Below are 19,544 nucleotides of genomic sequence, written 5' to 3'. Positions count from 1 at the left end.
TTTCTATGCATATATACGAATCTATAGGTCTAAACATGCCCCTACTGCTCGTATAGTAATAGAAGACAGGCTCGGCTAGTTTCTTTTTCTAATATCACGAGCTCGCCAATAGATCATAACGGCAAGGGGCGAAATCTCCATGAAAAAATGGAACACTCTGTTCATCGCTGCTTTTTTTATTTTTTTAACAGCCACTGTGATTACACATCCACAAGCCTCTTTGCAAGCGTCGAAAAATGGACTTGCAATGTGGTGGGAGGTTGTATTTCCATCATTGCTTCCTTTTTTTATTTTGTCCGAGCTATTAATTAGTTTCGGGATTGTCAGATTTGTCGGGGTATTATTAGAGCCATTTATGCGCCCCATCTTCCGGGTGCCGGGTGTAGGCGGATTTGTACTGGCTATGGGAATGGCTTCAGGGTTTCCTTCTGGTGCGAAATTAACGACAAGACTGAGGCAGGAAAGGCAGCTGACGCGGATCGAAGCAGAGCGTCTCGTTTCCTTTACAAATTCATCAAATCCATTGTTTATTTTCGGTGCGGTGGCTGTTGGTTTTTTTCATCACCCAGCTTTAGGCATTGTACTCGCCAGCGCTCATTATTTAGGGAATCTCGCTGTTGGTGTGACGATGCGCGCGTATAAAGCGCGGCATGATGCACACCTAAGAAGCCGCAAGAAGTTTTTATTCCCGCCGTTTAAAGAGGCATTCAATGCTCTTCATACAGCAAGACTCGCAGAGAAAAGACCGCTCGGCCAAATTTTAAGTGATGCAGTCATGTCATCAGTCCAAACACTCTTTATGATTGGCGGCTTTATTATCTTATTTTCTGTGTTTAGCAAAATGCTGTCAGTTGTCCATGTGACAGACCTTTTATCCATCGGGCTCGGATATATGCTGCAAACGATGCATCTTCCGCCAGAATTAGACCTTGCCATGATTGCCGGTTTATTTGAAATCACATTAGGAAGCCAGATGGCGGGGTCACAGGAAGTCACCCTTCTCGCTAAAACCATTGTCGTCAGCTTTATTTTAGGATTCAGCGGGTTTTCTGTTCAAGCCCAAGTCGCCGGCATTTTGGCGGCAACCGATATCCGCTTTAAACCGTTTTTCTTCGCCCGTTTGCTTCACGGAATTTATGCAGCTGTTTTTGCCTTTTTATTATTCAAGCCTCTTTATGTCTCTCGATCAGACATGGCTCTCCCAGCGGGTGCCTTTGATGCAGGCCAGCAGGTCGTCATGTTCAGCAGCGTGGTTTGGAATCAGCTTGTGACAGCTGGTCCTTTGATCACACTTTGCAGCTTGATTGTGTATATCGCACTGTACTATCGGAAATTAAAAAATGGATGAGTGCTGGGTGCACTCATCCATTAAATTTTTCCTTCAGCGCTGCTTCTACCTCTTTTGGTACAAGATCTTTGACTGCCCCATGATATTTCGCTACTTCTTTGACAATACTGGAGCTTAAGAAGGAATACTGATTGTTGGTCATCATAAAAAACGTTTCAATTTCATCGTCTAACACTTTGTTCATTGAGGTGCCTTGCATCTCATACTCAAAGTCCGTCACAGCCCTTAATCCGCGTAAAATGACTTTGGCTTCTTTTTGCTTTGCATAATCAACAAGCAGGCCGTGAAACGATTCAACTTTGATATTTGGCAGCTCCTTCGTCGCTTGGCGAATAAGCTCACACCGTTCTTCAACAGTAAATAACGGTTTTTTAGATGAGTTATTTAATACACATACATACACTTCATCAAAAATCTTTGCACCTCTTTTGATGATATCCAAATGCCCCAATGTAACTGGATCGAAGCTGCCCGGACAAACGGCTATGTTCCCCATGCTAATTTCCCCGCTTTCTATAAATCGTAATACCAGTCAATCCGTACAGTTCCTGTCTTGTGATGTGGAGCTGCCCTGCTTCTTCTGGCAGCTTCACGTCTTTATCATGCTCACACACGATCACGCCGTCATCTGTTAACAAGGCGTGCTCGTCAATCATTTCAAGAAGTGCTTTTAGCTGTTGATCTTTATAGGGCGGATCAAGGAAAATGGCTTGAAAGGATTCCTCTCGTTTCACAACAGCTGCGAGTGCACGCTTTGCTTCATTTCGAAACACTTCACTTTGATCCATTAGCGTCAATTGATTCAGGTTTCCTTTAATCGTCTGAATCGCCTTTATATCTCGATCAACAAATATGCAATGATCGAATCCTCTAGAAAGCGCTTCAATCCCTAAACCACCGCTTCCTGCAAATAAATCAAGAGCCCATCCGCCATCAAAATACGGGCCGATCATATTAAATATTGATTCTTTTACTTTATCTGTCGTCGGTCTTGTTGATTGACCTGGTACCGCTTTAAGAGTGCGGCCTTTTCTCGTTCCAGAGATGACTCTCATTTTTCCACCACTTTTTCTGCTTGCTTCTATTCGTCATTGTTTATGACAAAAAATTCAACATTATCTTACCACATCACTCCTCAAGGAACAATGCAATGATATTCATTCATTTTCTATGTATAGATCAAGAAATCCGGGGTCATACTACTTATAACAGCATCTGATGTGGTGCTGTTGCCAACCGCGGAGAAGACTTACGTTTCCCCATAAGTTCTTCCTCCGGTTTCTCCTCTCCCTTTGCCTTCTCCTTAATGAATCATTAAGAATAGAAGGACCCCGCGGGTGATGCCGCGGGGATTTTTTTGTGTCTTTAAAAGCCCACCTTATAATCATACTCTTTTGCTTTGTCCAATTTGGATTCGTACTCTAATTTAATAAAAGGTTTATATGAAGGCTCAACACGTTTCACAAATGGTAACGAGCTGAGTTTAGCCATATGGCGCTCAAGATCATCCATATCACAATAGATCACGGCATATTTCATTTTCCTTGAAATATAGTGAACATTCCCGAATTTTCTTAGCGCTTTTGACTGCTTTAACGAATGCAGCCAGACAACCATCCCTTGACGTTTGGTTTCCATCTTTTCACCTGCCGCTTTTCAATTCTTTTCATTCATTATGTAAAAGACGAGACATTCAAGTCTCGTCAAGATACTTTACAGCCGCAGCTGCCACCTGATCCACAGCCGCCGCCGCATGATGATAGACCATCAAAATATGGGTTCCCTGTTGGAACTTTAATATATGCTGATACAGCTTGACCGATTTCAATACTAATCTCATCTAAGATGGATTGAATCGCTGTTTCTGCTTTTTTGAAATCAACCACTGTATCGTGAAGATCTAGCTTTCTTTTGACCTCACGCATTTCCTTTGAGATCGTTCTATAGTCCGGATGATACTTGCCGAACCGCTGCACATCCTCATACTGCTCTTTTACTTTTGTAAAATGGGCAATAATTTGTTGGGCTTCTTCGTCTTGCTGGAGACGCTTAAAGCAGTTGCGGTAATGTTCAGCCTCCTCCGACTGAAGAATCATGGCAGCCAATTGATTTGCTTCCTCTTGGAGCTCCACAGATTCGATTGTCGCATACATAAATGTTGCACCTCCAATTCATAGTTTACCACGAAACCTATGGATCAGAAAATGCTTTTACGTGACAAATACATCCCATGTCTCTCTTTTCTGTTGATATTCTGGATGACGGGAATTCAGCACAACGGTCATTTTATGCTTTCCTTTTGAAAGATGCTTGACCACAAATGCCGCGGTATACTCATTCCCTGCACGTTTCCCGTCTACATACACTGTAAAATATCCCGCCTTCTCGTTCTTTTTCAGACGCTCTGGCTGAAGATGAAAATCTTGAAGTGTACTTTCTATATAGACAGACGACCCTTGCACTTTGTATTTCAAAAAGCCTTGCTGCTTCATTGCGCTTTGGGCTTGCTGCATGACTGGTACTGCTGGGTCTTGCTTAATCACTTGCTCTTCTCCATGTTGACTTTGACACCCGGTGACAAGAAAAAGCAATGCGCCTATTGACAGCATCCATTTCATCATCTGATTCTCCTTTCATATACTTTTATAGGATGCTCAGGAAATAGACATCTTAATCAACTCAAAAAAAGCCTCAGCCGGCTCCATTTTGATTGCGCATTGCTTGGAACATTTGAATCATCATTTCAGCCATTTGGACGCTATTGCTCAACTGACTCACACGATGAGGAATGGTTTTTTCGTAAAAGTTCATTTTATCTAATTCAAAGGACGTTAGATTTTCAGGATGCCGCGTCAGCTGTCTGTACCAGATAGGACGCTGCCTTATGAATTTGATTCGCTCCTCTTCGGCCATGACAAATTCCTGTACTTCTTTTCGCACCAGAAGCATCCCCTTTCACTTAATCTTTCCTGAAGGAGAATGGGTGCTGACTGCCTCCAGATGAACCTTTCTTTGAACCATTGGATGAAAATTGGCCGAGTAAGCTTTGTAAAGAGGAAATAGACTGGCTCATTTTGTTAATCTGTTCATTCATTTGATCAGCGTCCATTTTTTTCACAGCAGAAACCATTTTAGACATAAAATCTGCTTTTCCTGTTTCACTTGGCTTAGAGGCTTTTTCTTCTTTCGCATCTTCAGATTTCGATTGCCGGTAAGGTGACCACATCTCATCTTCCTCACCAAACATGACCCAATTCTCGTATACACTTTGCCAGCTTTTTTCTTGCGATTGCACTTCTTGAATTAACTTCGGATGGCGTCTGACGAATTGTTTAAATTCATCAATGGATGTTTGTTTTTGCTTGTTTGTCATATCCTCACCCCCCATACAAATGCCTACTATACTATATACATCAGCATCTGTTTTGGTGAGCCTCTTTTTAACCATCAAAAAAGCAGCTGCGACCATGCAGCTGCTTTCGTTTAAGATGTTTTCTTGATGAAATTTTGGGTGTAATATTTTTCTTTTACCCCTACGCCAAGATGCGTGTAATCTTTATTTAATAACGCCTTCCTGTGACCTTCACTATTGAGCCAGCCCTCTACCGCTGCGGGTCCATCGACATAGTTATAAGCAATGTTTTCACCTGCGAGCTGAAAGCCCACCTCGCCTCTTTCTAACCGGTCTTTCAGCGTACCGTATTTTTTAGATTCATGGGAGAAATAATGATTCTCTTTCATGTCCTCACTATGCATGAAGGCCACTTCAGAGGTTTCATCATCCCACTTTAAGATCGGCAGGTCGTACTTATGGCGGATAATATTGGTCATATCAAAAATTTGTTTTTGACTGGAAGCTTCGATATCTTTCCACTTTTCTCCTGATATCGCCTCAGGTTCTATCAATTGACCTCGATAGACCACCTCATACGGCTTTTGTTTCACAAATGTATCTGCGTTGAAGGCCCTGATACTTGAAAGGGTGCTTTCAAACTTATCCATGTAAAGCTGAACATACACATCATCTCCCACTTTCACAGTGGGTCTTGTATTCATATCATCTTCTGAGAATTCAAAGCGGTATGAATTTTGTTCATCCTCTACATGAATGTAAGGTGCAATTTGTGTTTTCTTAAATACTTCACTTGTGGCTTGACCGATTTTAAACGGTTCTACATTCAGTCCGTCTCCTGTTGCAAACAAGGTCACCACTTTACTATCCTTTACCCCTACTTGAATATAGTGCTTCTTCGATTGGTTGTAAATCCACCAGTCATAATCATATGCGGAAGGATCAATGCGATCTGGTTCTCCCAGCTGTTTAAGCACTTCGTTTGAAGATTTCCCCATAAAGGACATGAGTCCCTTTTTCGGGATGTTGATCGGCTTATCGCTAGATGTTTCTTCATTAGACACCTTCGGTTCATTGCTGTTTTCTTTTTCTGGTGAAGATCCATATTGAATAAACAGAACGTACGTTCCAGATATAATCAGGAGGATGAGGAGTGTTTTGAGCACAGTTTTCAAATAAACACCTCCGTTAAATTGGCAAGGTACAAAAAGTACCTTCTACTGTCATTTAAACAAAACTTGCTCCATTTATCAACGACAATACAGCCTATTTAACACGAATTTAAAATATGCCCCTCTTAATGAAGAAATCCTTGTCCATGATCTTGATCCTGTTGAGAGATTTCTGTCAGTGCCTCTCCCGCGCGATCATTTGATAAATCTTCGACTGATAAATCTCCTAGAGCGACAATCCCTGTTAATGCGCCGTTTTTTACAACAGGAATGCGGCGGAGCTGATGCTCTGACATGAGCCGGACAATTTCTTCAAGTGTTGCATCTTCTTCAGCTGTTAGTACTTCCTTTGTCATCAGCGAGCCCACTTCCTGTGAGTTTGGCTTTTTTTCTGCAATGCCTCTAAGCACAAGGTCACGGTCTGTCACTATCCCAACGAGCTGATCTCCTTCAACCACTGGAATGGCACCGATATCAGCATCTCTCATTTTGACTGCTGCTTCATACGTATTGTCATCTTGCTGGCATGTCACTACTTTTTTTGTCATAATATCTTTGATTTTTTTCGTTTTCACGTTGATTCCTCCATCCGTTATTTTCTTTATTACTGTAACCAGCTTATAAAAGAACATACCTTTCACAGTTGAAAGTTTAACGCTTTCATACTATGATTGTCAGTAAAGGGAAATTTTATAAGGAGGGGTTTTGGGTGAAGTTTGAAGGTACGGGGATTGAAGAGGTATCAGCTGACTTAAATAAATTAGATTTCATTATGGAAAGCGAAGGATTTGTACGAGCCGATCAATGGGATTATGAGCGTGTGACATACGACAGAAAGTACAGCATGGTAGAGGGAACCTTTTATTTACGGATTTCCGGCTACGCTACTGAAGGAGATGTCGGTGCCAAAAAGGCACACATTCAGCTTCTAACACCATTACTTGGAAAACACTATTATCCACATGGCGTTGAATACGGCGAAGGCGAAGAATTCCCTAAGTCTCTCATCCAATCGAGCAAAAAAACACTTGCACAGCTGAAGGAAAAACTAGAAGCCATGACGGCTGAAGCATAAAACAAAGGGCTAAAATATTCTTTATTTTAGCCCTTTTTCTAATAAGATGAAAGCACAGCCATCTGGCTGTGCTTTTTTTATTCATATTTCGGAATAAGCGCATCTGGTACGGCATCTTTCGCTCTTTCTTTTCTTGCCCAGTCAAAGAAGACAACAGCAAGAATAGAGCCGTACACAATCTCCTGAATAATTTTCATTAAAATGGCACCTAGCTGCTGATCCTCTAGCAGCGGCAAGGTGTGGAACATATCAGGGCCAGTGAGAGCAAGGCCAGCAAGCATATCACTTGGCACACATAAATGCAGTGCTTGTATCCAGGCGCCTGCATCTGAATAGGTTGCATAAATCGGTGCCTCACTAAACATGATGAGTGCGCAGGCCGGAGTCATCAATATCCCGTCTGCCATGATATATCCAAGCTTCAAAATGCCTGTGATCTGCGGCTGACTTTGGACTTTATGGACAAGCGGCCACCACATGAAAAAGGCAGCGATAAAAATAACCACCGTCATCAATGCGTGGTAAAACGGATCTGTTTTCACAAAATCAAACACAAGCGGAATGTGATACAGCGAAAACAATCCGTTAAATCCAAGCAGTGCAATTAAAGGTTTGGAAAACAAACGGAAAACAGCTTGAATACCTGGTGTTTGAATGATCCGCTCCCATATGGCTGGAGGCAATCCTGTAATAAGGAGAGGCGGGATGACTAGGTATAGCACCGCCATTTGCGCCATATGTGCACTAAACATAATATGCCCCATTAAATCAATTGGGCTCCCTTTCACAGCATATAACAGAACAAGCCCCGTCAGAAATAACGTTTTCTCTTTCACCGTCGCACGGTGCTTTCCCTTTGTCACAAGAAGCAGATAAAGAGCAGCTGCTATCACAATACAAGTCAAATAATAAGGGCTCCATAATGCCCGAAATCCGAATATTTCTAAGTTCTCCATTGCTGCGCCTCCTTCAAGGGCAAAGCGGGTTTACCACCATATAATGGTCAAAAAGGCTAATACGGTAATAAACGCAACAAACACACCTGAGTATAGAAACAAGGCGGGTGTTTCATGCCCTTTTTGGTTCATGTGCATAAAATAATAAAGCTGAAAAGCTACCTGAATGCCTGCAAGCAGTAAAATAAATGGTACTGCGAACCAATTTCCAACGTCTTCTGAGGCGATCGTTAAAAACGCAACAAATGTTAATCCAATCATCAAGCCGAAGGAAATGAGCTGATGCTTCATTTCCTCGGCATTTTTCTTTTTACGATATACAAGATCGACTTTGGACTGATTTGTGTTTTTATTTCCCATTCTTATCCCACCATTCCCATTAAATATACAACGGTAAAGATGAAGACCCACACAACATCAATGAAGTGCCAATAGAGACTTGCCACATAATATTTCGGCGCATTGTATAAATCAAGTCCGCGTCTCATATTTCGAATCATAAGAGCGGTAATCCAGCAAAGTCCGAAGGCAACGTGAGCTCCGTGAGTTCCTACAAGTGTATAGAAGGAAGAACCAAGAGCTGAGCTGGTAATCGTAAACTCATACGCATGCACATAGTGATAAAACTCATAAATCTCAACCCCTAAAAATCCAGCACCTAAAAGGACCGTGATACCAAGCCAAAGCTGCATCTTTTTAAAGGCAAAGTTTTTCATATGATACATGGCATACACACTCGTTAAACTGCTCGTTAATAGAAGCATTGTGGCAATAAAGACAAGTGTGAGGTCAAACATATCAGTTGTTTTTGCTCCGCCTGCATTTGAGTTTTTCAGCGCCAAATAAGTGGCGAAAAGCGATGCAAACAGAACGGTTTCTCCTCCAAGAAACAGCCAGAACCCGACAAACTTATTCTTCCCTTCTAACGTGGCCTTCTCAGGAGAAGCCGGAAAGGTTTCCGCCGTCATTTTTTGTGGTTCCATTATGCTTTCACCCCTTTATCATCGTCGTCAGTCAAATCTTCTTTGTGAATATGGTATCCATGATCATCTTTCAGAGACCTAACCAGCATGGTCGCAAACGTAATGCCAAGACCAATGAAGATCACCGGAAGCCCCCAGCTGTGCTCTTGACGATACATGAAACCAAACGCTGACACAAATAGACCGAATGAGATAATGACAGGCAAGATGGAGTTATTCGGCATGTGAATATCATCGAGCGGTTCAGATGCTGTCATTCCTTTTTTACCATCCATTTTTTCAATCCATAATGGATCTAGTCCTCTGACAAGCGGAAGCTGTTTAAAATTGTATTCTGGCGGAGGCGAAGACACTGCCCATTCAAGTGTTCTTCCATCTCCCCAAGGATCGCTCGATACACGCTCCCCTTTGGCTGTTGTCCAGATGATATTAATCAGCATGATCACAACAGCTACAAACATAAACAGTGCCCCAATTGTACTGATCAAGTTCCCAAGCTCGAGACCCTGACCTGGCAGGAATGTAAAGACCCGGCGCGGCATGCCCCATAGACCGAGAAAATGCTGGATAAAGAAAGTTAAATGGAAACCGATGAAAAACAGCACAAAGCCAATTTTTCCAAGCTTCTCATTCAGTATTTTTCCAAACATCTTCGGCCACCAGTAATGCACACCTGCTAGAATACCGAATACAACCCCGCCGATAATGACGTAATGGAAATGCGCCACAACAAAATACGTATCATGGAACTGATAATCCGCTGCAGCTGCCGCAAGCATGACCCCAGTTACCCCGCCAAGTAAGAACGACGGAATAAAGGCAACAGAATAAAGCATCGGCGTTGTAAACTTCACATTACCGCCCCATATCGTGAGCAGCCAGTTGAATACTTTAATTCCTGTTGGCACCGCAATTGCCATGGTCGCTACAGCAAAGATCGCATTGGCGATAGGTCCAAGCCCCGTAGTGAACATGTGATGCGCCCATACCATGAATCCAAGGAAACCAATCAATACAGTAGCGAACACCATGGACGAGTAACCAAACAATCTTTTTCTTGCAAACACCGGAATGATCTCAGAGAAGATCCCGAATGCCGGCAGGATCAAGATATATACTTCCGGGTGTCCGAAAATCCAGAACAAATGCTCCCAGATGATTGTATTTCCTCCAAGCTCTGGATTGAAAAAGCTCGTGTCAAACATTCTATCAAGCATCAGCATCGCAAGCCCTGCTGTCAGCGGCGGGAATGCGAATAAAATAAGTGCAGAGGCGACAAATGTCGTCCAAGTAAAGAGCGGCATTCTCATATACGTCATGCCAGGCGCTCTCATGTTAATAATCGTTGCAAGAAAGTTAATCCCGGCAATCAGCGTACCAATACCCGCAATCTGCAAACCTAAAATATAGAAATCCATTCCATGCCCTTCTGAATTCAGCGTGAGCGAAGCGTATGCAGTCCAGCCAGCATCAGGTGCTCCGCCCATAAACCATCCAAGGTTTAAGAAAATTCCTCCGAAAAAGAATAACCAAAAACCAAGTGAATTCACAAACGGAAATGCTACGTCACGTGCACCAATTTGAATTGGTACAACCGCATTCATTAATGCAAATAAAAGCGGCATAGCTGCAAGGAAAATCATTGTCGTTCCATGCATCGTCATGATTTCATTGTAAACCCCTGCACTGACAAAATCACTTTCAGGGATGGCTAGCTGAATACGGATAAACATCGCTTCTATCCCGCCAACCAAAAAGAAAAATCCCCCTGCCACTAAATATAATATGGCAATTTTTTTGTGGTCAACCGTTGTCAAGTAATCCCATAAGACAGCGCCAAACCCCCGCTTTTTAGCTATTGTACTCACCATGAAATCCCCCTCTTATCTCCCATTTGCCCCTTTTCATATAGATGTCTTTCTTCACGATCCTTTAAGCAGACTATGTCTGACAGATGACGGCTTCTCGGTTGTAGAGACATATTCGGGAGCTCTTAACAAAAACTTCACATTGATCACATACCCTCTTGAATATTTGCTCTAGGCGTTACTCGATTCTAAGACCTTTTAAATACTCGTAAAGTGCATCTGCTTCTGAGTCATTTAATTTAGGGTACGTTCCTGTCATTTTATTACCTGGTTTAAAGCTTTCCGGATCTTTCAGCCATGCTTTCACATTTTCTTTGTTCATGTCTTTGATTCCAGCTACTTTCGTTCGCTCTCCGAAGGTCGCAAGGTTTGGTGCTGTCCTTGCTGCTTCCGGCCGCTTGTCACCAGGCTCTACTGCGTGACAGCTTAAGCAGTTTTTCTCTTTAAATAGCTTTTCACCCTCTAAAGCGAGATCCTTTGTGGATTCAGGCTTCTTGTAATCAGCCATTTTTTTCGTCCATCCTAAGAACTCATCTTGAGAAAGCGTTTTAACTTTAAAGTCCATTAAAGCATGTGACGGCCCGCAAAGCTCCGCACATTTCCCGTAGAAATATTCCCCTGCATCTTTCGTTCGTTTCGAGTCAAAGGTTAAATAAAATTTGTTCTCATTATCTGTGTTTGTATCAATTTTACCGCCAGCCGATGGAATCCAGAATGAGTGTTTGACATCGGATGCTTTCAGCTTAAAGTACACCTTTTGATCTGTTGGTACGATCAATTCCTGACTTGTGACAATCCCATAATCAGGGTATTCAAATTCCCACCAATATAAGCTGGCCCTTACATTAACAACAAGTGTCTTTTCAGGATCTCGTTTTTTCTTATCCATAGCGCTTGTGTCCCCTAGTTCAAGCGTGTATGCAACAACAGGTACAACGAGAATAATGAGTAGAAGAATCGGAATCGCTGTCCATGTGATTTCCAAGTTGCGGTTCCCTTCCACCTGCTTTGGAATCGTATCTTCTCCCACTTTAGAACGTTTGAATTTAATGATGACGTAAAAGAAAATGATCGATACAACAATGACGACAAGAACCATAATAAGTGTACTCAGTACCGTTAGGAAAAACTGTTTATCTGCTACTTCCCCAACTGGCTTGAGTGTTGATAAGTATGGTTCACCACAGCCCGCCAAAACGAGCGTCAGTAAGAGAAACAGTGAATAAACACGCCATTTTCTTATCATAATTTGTCCCAACCCCTTTTGCTTGATCTCCTTTGCCTTTCGCTTTTTACCTCTTATTTATAAAATCACTTCTCACCCATCTATAACCCCCGCCTCTTATAAAAGCACTTACATTTCCTCTTTTCATAAAAAAATGATGTTTTTACTCAAAATACCATCTATGTATAAACAGAAAGCCGCCTAAATAGAACTGAATATCAGGCGGCTTTCATAGTTGTTAGAAAATGTTGTGTTATAAGATATAGCCTTTGTTTTGATGTGATCAAAGTGTATTTCACTCTAGAATAGTGTAATAATAATCATCGCTACGAAAAAGATGGTTAAGTAGTTTAATGAATAAACGAACATGAGCGTCGACCACTTCATGATGTCTTTCATTTTAAAGCCCATAAGGCCAATAACAAGCCATCCAATATTAAGCAATGTACCAAGTGCGACAATCGGCCATCCTAATCCACCTAAGAAAAATGGAAGCGGTAGAAGACATGCTGTCCAAATGATGATCTGGCGTTTTGTGACTTCAAAGCCGTAAACAACTGGCAGCATTGGAATGCCCGCCTTACGGTAATCTTCCGTTTTCTTAATCGCAAGTGACAGGAAGTGCGGGATTTGCCAAATGAACATAATCATAAACAAAACCCAAGCCGTTGTGTCGATTGTACCTGTGACAGCTGTCCAGCCGATTAATGGCGGAACCGCGCCAGATACACTTCCGATAACTGTATTGATCGTGTAATGGCGTTTAGACCACATGGTGTAAAGAACCGCATAAGTAAAGACTCCAATAAATCCAATCACTGCTGATGTAATGGTTGTCATCAGAAGCATAATGAGTCCTAATACAACAAGCAGAATGCCAAATGCATACGCTTGCCCCGGCTGAATTTTACCTGTAACCGTCGGTCTTGTTTTTGTTCTTTCCATTAATATATCAATATCACGGTCAAACGCATTATTAATTGCGCATGAACCGGCAATAATAAGAGAAGAACCAATCATTGTTAACAGCACAATATCAAGATTTCCAAGAAAACTCATACCTGTAAAATAAAAAGCAAGCCACATTCCAGTAAATGTCGTAATGAAATTGGAATTGACGATGCCCATTTTAATCAGAGCAAGAAAATCTTTCCACGCTGTTGTTTCTTCTATTTGTCCATGAATAGCTGCTTCCGCGGCTGTTTTGGAATTTGCCAATGTGTATAACCTCCCTTGCCCAAACCTTCAAACGAAAGAATGACACGTAAAATCATTACAACTCTATCATACAAGATAAACAGCTGTAAAAAAACATCCTATTAAATAATAAACGACAAACTTGAAGTTATTTGTGAACTTTTCGTGAATTTATTAGGATATATGTGTGTTTCAGAAGGCGGTGCAAAATGAAATATTCTCTCCTCTATTTCTATCAGACTGTCAAAGAAAGATCAAGCACTCTAAATCTGTAAACTTTGTGAACTAACATATCATTTTTTTGTGAACTTTGGTCATTATGAATTGCAACAGAACACGCATTTGGCTTAAACTTGAGAGCATGTGAGGTTTTCATTTACATCAGAAGTTTTTTAGAGAAGGTGAAATAATTTGATGAAATTTGCTTTAAGGCTATTGAGCGTGATCACAACGTTTGTGATGCTGATCGTACTGATTGGCGGTGCGCTTGTGACGAAAACCGGTTCGGGTCTTGGCTGCGGTAGACAGTGGCCCCTTTGCCACGGTCGTTTCTTTCCTGAAATGAACCCCGCTTCCATCATCGAATGGAGTCACCGTATGTCAACAGGGGTTTCCACCATTCTTGTTCTGGCACTGGCGGTCTTATGCTGGAAAAAAATTAGTCCAGTATTCCGTGAAACCAAATTTTTGGTCATCATGTCCATTATATTTTTAATGCTTCAAGCGCTGTTAGGAGCTCTTGCCGTCGTATTTGGTTCTAACGCACTTGTGATGGCACTGCACTTCGGTATTTCACTCATTTCATTTGCTTCAGTATTACTGCTTGCACTTCTTGTCTTTGAAGCAACCAGAACTGAAACAAAACTTGTGAAGCCGCTTCATATCGGCAAAAAAATGCAGTTCCATATTTATGGGTTGATCACGTATACGTATATCGTGGTATATACGGGCGCTTATGTGAGACATACAAAGTCAAGCCTTGCTTGTTCTGTCTTCCCGTTTTGTTCAAAAGACGGTGCGCTTCCAGCGTATTTTAATCAGTGGGTTCAAATGTCTCACCGAGCAGCAGCACTTCTTTTATTCGTCTGGATATTTGTCGCTATGTTCCATGCCATAAAACATTATAAAGAACAGAAGCAGCTGTATTATGGATGGATCATTTCAGCCATTCTCATTACACTTCAAGCCATTTCAGGTGTGATGTCTGTTTATTCTCAGCTTGCACTTGGTTACGCGCTGGCTCATTCATTCTTTATTTCTTGTTTGTTTGGGGTGCTATGCTACTTCTGCTTACTTATTGCCCGGTTTAAATATGAAAGCAAAGAGCCATTTAGATAAAAATTGTATCCCCCTTTCATGTAGAGAGGGGGATTCTTTATTGTCGTTTTGCTTCTTCGAATAGCGAGATGGCTTTTTTGCGTCTTTCCTTGTGATCAACTGTCGGCAGCGGGTATGTATCACCCAGCACACAGCTCGATTTCCGTTGTTCATCTATCGGCATTTTAATTGGTTCATGAATCCATTTTTCCTCAACATGCTCTAGCTCTCGTACATATCTTCTAATATATTCCCCGCTTGGATCAAACCGCTTCGACTGGGTCGTTGGGTTAAAAATACGGAAGTACGGCACGGCATCTGTCCCAACAGAAGCTGCCCACTGAAATCCTCCGATATTCGAAGCCTCATCATAATCCACAAGCTTTTTTGCAAAATACGCTTCTCCCTTTCTCCAATCAATCAAATAGTCCTTTGTTAAAAATGAGGCAGTGACCATTCTTAAACGATTATGCATCCAGCCTTCCTCATTTAATTGTCTCATCCCTGCATCAACGAGAGGAAAGCCTGTTTCACCTTTACACCATGCTTCAAACAGCGTCTCATCTTCATTCCATTTCATCCCTTGAAACGCTGAATTGATTTCTTTTTCTTTCATCTCTGGATAATGAGCATAAATCATATGGTAAAAATCTCGCCACGCCAGCTCTTTGATAAAGGTTTCTCTGCCCTCGTCTTCAAACAGTGCTTCCTTATGTACCGCATGAAAGATCGTTCGAATTGAGATGGTCCCTGTTTTTAAGAAACGTGACAGCTTGCTCGTTCCAAAAACAGATGGCATATCTCGTTTTTCATGGTAACGTGTTAGTCTTTTTTGGCTAAAGTCATGCAGCGTGTTCATCGCTTTGTGTGAGCCGATTTGATCAAATTTTCTTGAGCATCTCATGATTATACTGCGCAGTTTGTTATTCCCTTTGTGTGAAAGTGACTCATCACAAATCGTATGAGCGCTGCTGAGAAATGATTTGTCAACTTTTATCACAGGCTGCTTCTCTTGCTTTCGCCATGATTGATAGTATGGAGTAAACACTTGATAATGAGTGCCATCCCTTTTTAAAATATCTTGCGCCCCGTGAAGGTGTGTATCTTGCCATTTTGATACATGAATGCCCTTCTTTTCTAAAAAAGCGGTTACTTGATGGTCACGCTTTTGACCGATTCCCACTTGATCTTCATTAAAAAAGACAGCTTTGATGTCATACACATCGATAACTTGCTGAAAGGCACGCAAGACATCACCATAGAGAAGATGAACATACATTTGAGATTCTCTTGCTTTCTTGATAAAATGCGCCAAGTTTTGAAAAAAATGTTCGTTGTTTAAATCGAGGTCCATTTCAGTAAAAAATGGATCTAGATGATAAAGAGCAAATAATTTGTACTCGTGTTTTTTTGCATATGTGATCGCTTTTGACAAGGCGATATGATCATCTAATCGCATATCCCGGCGAAACCAAATCACAACAATGTTGTCCAACTTTCTTCACCTCACTCTATAGTGTAATCACTCTCACTGGCTGCTGCACATTTTAATGCGCTCAAAAAAGACACATCACGGTGGATGTGTCTCACTTCTTATTCAGGCTTTAATACGATTAACAGATCACCGGTTTGAATCGGTTCTCCATTTGTCACATGTATTTCATCTACGACCGCAGAAAATGGTGCTTGTACAGTCGTTTCCATTTTCATGGCTTCATTGATCATCAAATGCTCACCTTGTGAAATTTTCTGCCCTTTTTCCACGAGTACTTTGATGACAGTGCCTGGCATCGATGCGGCGATGTGATTTGGATTTGAACGGTCCGCCTTCATTTTTTCTTGAACGGAGGATTTGATGCTTTCATCCTTAATCACCACTTCACGCGGCTGGCCATTTAACTCAAAGTAAAGAACTCTTGTGGCATCTGGATTCGGTTCACCAATTGATACGAGTTTGACAATCAGGGTTTTTCCTTTTTCGATTTCTACCTCAATCTCTTCTCCAAGCCTCATCCCGTAGAAGAACGTTGGTGTATCAAGAACAGAGATGTCACCATAGCTTTCTGCTGTTTGGACAAATTCAGAAAAGACTTTCGGATATAAGGCATACGCAATTGCGTCTTGCTCTGTTAACGTCAGGTCATGAGATTCTTTGAACTGCTTCTTAATGTCTTCAAAGTCCACTGGCTTCAGCTTCTCACCAGGTCTGACAGTAAGAGGCTCTTCCCCTTTTAAAATCAGCTTTTGCAGCTTTTCTGGGAATCCGCCATGCGGCTGGCCTAAATAGCCTTTAAATAATTCCACAACAGAATCCGGGAAGTCTAGTGTTGCGCCTTTTTCATAAACATCTTCTTCTGTTAGATCATTTTGCACCATATAAAGTGCCATATCTCCAACTACTTTAGAGGATGGTGTTACCTTTACAATATCACCAAACATGTCATTCACACGTCTGTACATTTCCTTTACTTCATTCCAGCGCTCGCCAAGACCGACACCTTTCGCCTGCTGCTGCAAGTTACTATATTGACCGCCAGGCATTTCATGCTCATAAATTTCTGTATGAGGCGAATTCATGCCGCTTTCAAATTCATGATAGTATTTTCTGACGGAATCCCAGTATTGAGAAAGGCGTTCGACAGATTGGACGTTCATGTCTGGCTTTCTTTCATGACCATCTAAAGCATAATAAAGTGAGCTTGCACTTGGCTGCGATGTGAGTCCTGCCATAGAGCTGACGGCAACATCCACAATATCAACACCTGCATCAATCGCTCTTGCATAGGTGAACAGTCCATTTCCACTCGTGTCATGCGTATGAAGATGGATAGGGATCGTAAGCTCATCTTTTAAAGCAGAGACTAGCTCGTAGGCTGCCTGCGGTTTTAATAGCCCCGCCATATCTTTAATACCTAAAATATGTGCGCCGGCAGATTCAAGCTCTTTTGCAAGAGATACATAGTAATCAAGATCATATTTTGGACGAGATGGATCAAGAATATCTCCCGTATAACAAATCGCCGCCTCTGCCACTTTGCCTGATTCCCGAACAGAATCAATGGCAAGCGTCATGCCTTTGACCCAGTTTAAGCTGTCGAAAATACGGAACACATCAATGCCTGCCTCGGCTGATTCTTTTACAAATGCTTTGATCACATTATCCGGATAGTTTGTATATCCGACAGCATTTGATGATCTTAACAGCATTTGGAACAGCGTGTTTGGCACTTCTTGACGAAGCTCTTTCAATCGTTCCCAAGGATCTTCTTTTAAGAAACGGTACGCAACATCAAATGTAGCCCCGCCCCACATTTCCATACTAAACAGCTCTGGCCATAAACCTGCTGTCGGCTGGGCAACTTTCTTTAAATCATGTGTTCTGAAGCGTGTCGCAAGCAGAGACTGATGCGCATCTCTAAAGGTTGTGTCAGTTAAAAGGACGTTATTTTGTTCTTTTACCCAGTTGGCAAGTCCCTCAGGTCCATGCGTATCTAACAATTGTTTTGTCCCAGACGGAATCTCTTGATTAAGAGGAAGCTTCGGTACGTCTGGCTTGTCAAAATGAGGCTTCTTTTTCTCCGCAATACCCGGAAACCCATTAATGGTAACGTTACCAATATAAGTCAACATCTTCGTTCCGCGGTCTTTTTGCTTAGGGAAATTAAATAGCTCTGGCGTTGAGTCGATAAACGATGTATCGTATTCCCCTTTTAGGAACTTCTCATGCTTAGCCACATTTTCAAGAAATGGGATGTTAGTTTTAATCCCGCGAATCCTGAATTCTTGTAAATTTCGAACCATTTTAGCAGCCGCTTGATCAAACGTGAGCGCCCATGTAGACAGCTTGACCAATAGTGAGTCGTAATAAGGTGTAATGACCGCACCTTGGAAGCTGTTCCCTGTATCAAGACGTACACCAAATCCCCCACCTGAGCGGTAGGCCATAATTTTTCCTGTGTCTGGCATAAAGTCATTTAAAGGATCTTCTGTTGTGACCCTTGATTGAATGGCAAAGCCGTGTGTAAAGATATCTTCTTGCTTTGGAATACCAACTTCTTTGCTGTGAAGGTTATGCCCCTTTGCAACAAGAATTTGGGTTTGAACGATATCGACACCTGTGATCATTTCTGTAATCGTGTGTTCTACCTGCACCCTTGGATTGACTTCAATAAAGTAAAACTCTCCATTTGCAACAAGGAATTCTACAGTCCCTGCATTAATGTACGATACATTCTTGGACAGCTGGACAGCTGCTTCGCAAATATCTTCACGCAATTGATCTGTTAGAGACACACTTGGCGCCACTTCAATGACCTTTTGATGCCGCCTTTGAACAGAGCAGTCACGCTCATATAAATGAATGATATTGCCGTGATTGTCTCCAATCACCTGCACTTCAATATGTTTTGGATTTTCAATCAGCTTTTCAACGTATACTTCGTCATTTCCAAAAGCAGCTTTTGCCTCTGACTTCGCACGGTCATAGGCTTCCTTCAGCTCTTCTTTTGATCTGACAATGCGCATACCCCGGCCGCCGCCGCCTAGTGAAGCTTTAATAATAAACGGGTAACCGTATTCTTCACCGAATTTTTCGACTTCTTCGACCGAATCAACTGGTCCGTCACTTCCTGGAATGACTGGAATACCAGCTTTTTTCGCTTCATCTCTCGCCTTTACTTTATCTCCAAACATATCTAAATGCTGAGAAGTTGGACCGATAAATTGAATGCCTTCCTCTTCGCATCGTCTTGCAAAATGAATGTTTTCGGATAAAAATCCGTAGCCTGGATGAATCGCATCCACGTCATTTCGTTTTGCAATTTCGATGATCCCCTCGATATCGAGGTAGGCATCAATCGGTTTTTTCCCTTCTCCAACTAGATATGCTTCATCAGCTTTATAGCGATGATAAGAGCCAGAGTCTTCTTTGGAATAAATGGCCACTGTACGTAAGTTGAGCTCCGTACAGGCCCTGAAGACTCTGATAGCGATTTCCCCTCTGTTTGCAACTAGAACCTTTTGAATTGTTCTCTGTGACATTCTCACTCCTC

General features: G+C 42.0%; 20 protein-coding genes. 3 read left to right on the top strand and 17 right to left on the bottom strand.

Annotation, left to right across the window (positions count from 1 at the left end):
- The first annotated feature begins 139 nt into the window (after positions 1 to 139).
- A complete protein-coding gene (gene ylbJ / locus NSS65_RS07580) occupies positions 140 to 1,348 on the top strand; it encodes a sporulation integral membrane protein YlbJ (RefSeq protein ID WP_029707660.1) in 1,209 nt (402 codons plus the stop codon).
- A gap of 13 nt (positions 1,349 to 1,361) precedes the next feature.
- Here ylbJ and coaD read toward each other — a convergent pair whose 3' ends face one another.
- From coaD to NSS65_RS07535, 9 genes are all read right to left on the bottom strand, one after another.
- Positions 1,362 to 1,844, bottom strand: a complete 483-nt coding sequence (gene coaD / locus NSS65_RS07575; RefSeq protein ID WP_024426917.1) for a pantetheine-phosphate adenylyltransferase — start codon at positions 1,842 to 1,844, stop codon at positions 1,362 to 1,364.
- Between the two features lies 1 nt (position 1,845).
- Positions 1,846 to 2,433, bottom strand: coding sequence for a 16S rRNA (guanine(966)-N(2))-methyltransferase RsmD (gene rsmD, locus NSS65_RS07570; RefSeq protein ID WP_326135158.1), 588 nt, complete (start codon positions 2,431 to 2,433; stop codon positions 1,846 to 1,848).
- Between the two features lie 280 nt (positions 2,434 to 2,713).
- Complete coding sequence (locus NSS65_RS07565) at positions 2,714 to 2,986, bottom strand: YlbG family protein (RefSeq protein WP_024424276.1); 273 nt, start codon at positions 2,984 to 2,986, stop codon at positions 2,714 to 2,716.
- Positions 2,987 to 3,051: 65 nt separating this feature from the next.
- Entirely contained in the window at positions 3,052 to 3,501 is a 450-nt protein-coding gene (locus tag NSS65_RS07560; protein WP_007499807.1) for a YlbF family regulator, read from the bottom strand.
- A gap of 57 nt (positions 3,502 to 3,558) precedes the next feature.
- Positions 3,559 to 3,966, bottom strand: coding sequence for a hypothetical protein (locus tag NSS65_RS07555; RefSeq protein ID WP_081124349.1), 408 nt, complete (start codon positions 3,964 to 3,966; stop codon positions 3,559 to 3,561).
- A 73-nt stretch (positions 3,967 to 4,039) separates the two neighbouring features.
- Positions 4,040 to 4,288 carry a YlbE-like family protein gene (locus NSS65_RS07550; RefSeq protein WP_024424278.1) on the bottom strand — a complete coding sequence of 83 codons (249 nt, stop codon included), beginning with the start codon at positions 4,286 to 4,288 and terminating at the stop codon, positions 4,040 to 4,042.
- A 19-nt stretch (positions 4,289 to 4,307) separates the two neighbouring features.
- Positions 4,308 to 4,721 carry a YlbD family protein gene (locus NSS65_RS07545; protein WP_024426914.1) on the bottom strand — a complete coding sequence of 138 codons (414 nt, stop codon included), beginning with the start codon at positions 4,719 to 4,721 and terminating at the stop codon, positions 4,308 to 4,310.
- Between the two features lie 110 nt (positions 4,722 to 4,831).
- Complete coding sequence (locus tag NSS65_RS07540) at positions 4,832 to 5,875, bottom strand: CAP-associated domain-containing protein (RefSeq protein ID WP_326135093.1); 1,044 nt, start codon at positions 5,873 to 5,875, stop codon at positions 4,832 to 4,834.
- A 122-nt stretch (positions 5,876 to 5,997) separates the two neighbouring features.
- On the bottom strand, positions 5,998 to 6,420 hold the full coding sequence (locus NSS65_RS07535; protein WP_326135157.1) for a CBS domain-containing protein: 423 nt from the start codon (positions 6,418 to 6,420) through the stop codon (positions 5,998 to 6,000).
- A gap of 161 nt (positions 6,421 to 6,581) precedes the next feature.
- On the opposite strand from NSS65_RS07535, the gene NSS65_RS07530 reads away from it, so the two are divergent.
- Positions 6,582 to 6,947, top strand: coding sequence for a YugN family protein (locus NSS65_RS07530; protein WP_024426911.1), 366 nt, complete (start codon positions 6,582 to 6,584; stop codon positions 6,945 to 6,947).
- A 77-nt stretch (positions 6,948 to 7,024) separates the two neighbouring features.
- Here the strand turns inward: NSS65_RS07530 and ctaG are convergent, their stop codons facing one another.
- From ctaG to cyoE, 6 genes are all read right to left on the bottom strand, one after another.
- Positions 7,025 to 7,903, bottom strand: a complete 879-nt coding sequence (gene ctaG / locus NSS65_RS07525; RefSeq protein ID WP_034281665.1) for a cytochrome c oxidase assembly factor CtaG — start codon at positions 7,901 to 7,903, stop codon at positions 7,025 to 7,027.
- A 30-nt stretch (positions 7,904 to 7,933) separates the two neighbouring features.
- Positions 7,934 to 8,263 carry a cytochrome c oxidase subunit IVB gene (gene ctaF / locus NSS65_RS07520; protein WP_024426910.1) on the bottom strand — a complete coding sequence of 110 codons (330 nt, stop codon included), beginning with the start codon at positions 8,261 to 8,263 and terminating at the stop codon, positions 7,934 to 7,936.
- A 2-nt stretch (positions 8,264 to 8,265) separates the two neighbouring features.
- Positions 8,266 to 8,889, bottom strand: a complete 624-nt coding sequence (ctaE, locus tag NSS65_RS07515; RefSeq protein ID WP_087977219.1) for a cytochrome c oxidase subunit III — start codon at positions 8,887 to 8,889, stop codon at positions 8,266 to 8,268.
- A complete protein-coding gene (gene ctaD, locus NSS65_RS07510; protein WP_034281664.1) occupies positions 8,886 to 10,757 on the bottom strand; it encodes a cytochrome c oxidase subunit I in 1,872 nt (623 codons plus the stop codon). The genes ctaE and ctaD overlap by 4 nt, the downstream gene beginning before the upstream one ends.
- Positions 10,758 to 10,932: 175 nt before the next feature.
- Entirely contained in the window at positions 10,933 to 12,000 is a 1,068-nt protein-coding gene (gene coxB, locus NSS65_RS07505; protein WP_061109797.1) for a cytochrome c oxidase subunit II, read from the bottom strand.
- A gap of 279 nt (positions 12,001 to 12,279) precedes the next feature.
- Complete coding sequence (cyoE, locus tag NSS65_RS07500; protein ID WP_034281660.1) at positions 12,280 to 13,197, bottom strand: heme o synthase; 918 nt, start codon at positions 13,195 to 13,197, stop codon at positions 12,280 to 12,282.
- Between the two features lie 393 nt (positions 13,198 to 13,590).
- Here cyoE and NSS65_RS07495 point away from each other — a divergent pair, with 393 nt between their 5' ends.
- The gene (locus NSS65_RS07495; protein WP_326135092.1) at positions 13,591 to 14,514 is read left to right on the top strand and encodes a heme A synthase; all 924 of its coding nucleotides are present in this window, start codon (positions 13,591 to 13,593) and stop codon (positions 14,512 to 14,514) included.
- A 37-nt stretch (positions 14,515 to 14,551) separates the two neighbouring features.
- On the opposite strand, the gene NSS65_RS07490 is transcribed toward NSS65_RS07495, so the two are convergent.
- A complete protein-coding gene (locus NSS65_RS07490) occupies positions 14,552 to 15,988 on the bottom strand; it encodes a deoxyribodipyrimidine photo-lyase (RefSeq protein WP_326135091.1) in 1,437 nt (478 codons plus the stop codon).
- Positions 15,989 to 16,086: 98 nt separating this feature from the next.
- Entirely contained in the window at positions 16,087 to 19,533 is a 3,447-nt protein-coding gene (gene pyc / locus NSS65_RS07485; protein ID WP_326135090.1) for a pyruvate carboxylase, read from the bottom strand.
- Positions 19,534 to 19,544: the final 11 nt, after the last annotated feature.

Origin of the sequence: Bacillus sp. FSL K6-1006 (assembly GCF_038593175.1) — a bacterium.
Classification (GTDB): domain Bacteria; phylum Bacillota; class Bacilli; order Bacillales; family Bacillaceae; genus Bacillus; species Bacillus safensis.
This window is presented reverse-complemented; position numbering and strand designations above follow the sequence as displayed.

What these genes read in the sequence shown, in the direction of transcription:
- ylbJ (WP_029707660.1), top strand. Translation starts at nt 140, where the DNA reads ATGAAAAAATGGAACACTCTGTTCATCGCTGCTTTTTTTATTTTTTTA.
- coaD (WP_024426917.1), bottom strand. Translation starts at nt 1,844, where the DNA reads ATGGGGAACATAGCCGTTTGTCCGGGCAGCTTCGATCCAGTTACATTG.
- NSS65_RS07565 (WP_024424276.1), bottom strand. Translation starts at nt 2,986, where the DNA reads ATGGAAACCAAACGTCAAGGGATGGTTGTCTGGCTGCATTCGTTAAAG.
- NSS65_RS07560 (WP_007499807.1), bottom strand. Translation starts at nt 3,501, where the DNA reads ATGTATGCGACAATCGAATCTGTGGAGCTCCAAGAGGAAGCAAATCAA.
- NSS65_RS07555 (WP_081124349.1), bottom strand. Translation starts at nt 3,966, where the DNA reads ATGAAATGGATGCTGTCAATAGGCGCATTGCTTTTTCTTGTCACCGGG.
- NSS65_RS07545 (WP_024426914.1), bottom strand. Translation starts at nt 4,721, where the DNA reads ATGACAAACAAGCAAAAACAAACATCCATTGATGAATTTAAACAATTC.
- NSS65_RS07535 (WP_326135157.1), bottom strand. Translation starts at nt 6,420, where the DNA reads ATGACAAAAAAAGTAGTGACATGCCAGCAAGATGACAATACGTATGAA.
- ctaG (WP_034281665.1), bottom strand. Translation starts at nt 7,903, where the DNA reads ATGGAGAACTTAGAAATATTCGGATTTCGGGCATTATGGAGCCCTTAT.
- ctaF (WP_024426910.1), bottom strand. Translation starts at nt 8,263, where the DNA reads ATGGGAAATAAAAACACAAATCAGTCCAAAGTCGATCTTGTATATCGT.
- ctaD (WP_034281664.1), bottom strand. Translation starts at nt 10,757, where the DNA reads ATGGTGAGTACAATAGCTAAAAAGCGGGGGTTTGGCGCTGTCTTATGG.
- coxB (WP_061109797.1), bottom strand. Translation starts at nt 12,000, where the DNA reads ATGATAAGAAAATGGCGTGTTTATTCACTGTTTCTCTTACTGACGCTC.
- NSS65_RS07495 (WP_326135092.1), top strand. Translation starts at nt 13,591, where the DNA reads ATGAAATTTGCTTTAAGGCTATTGAGCGTGATCACAACGTTTGTGATG.
- pyc (WP_326135090.1), bottom strand. Translation starts at nt 19,533, where the DNA reads ATGTCACAGAGAACAATTCAAAAGGTTCTAGTTGCAAACAGAGGGGAA.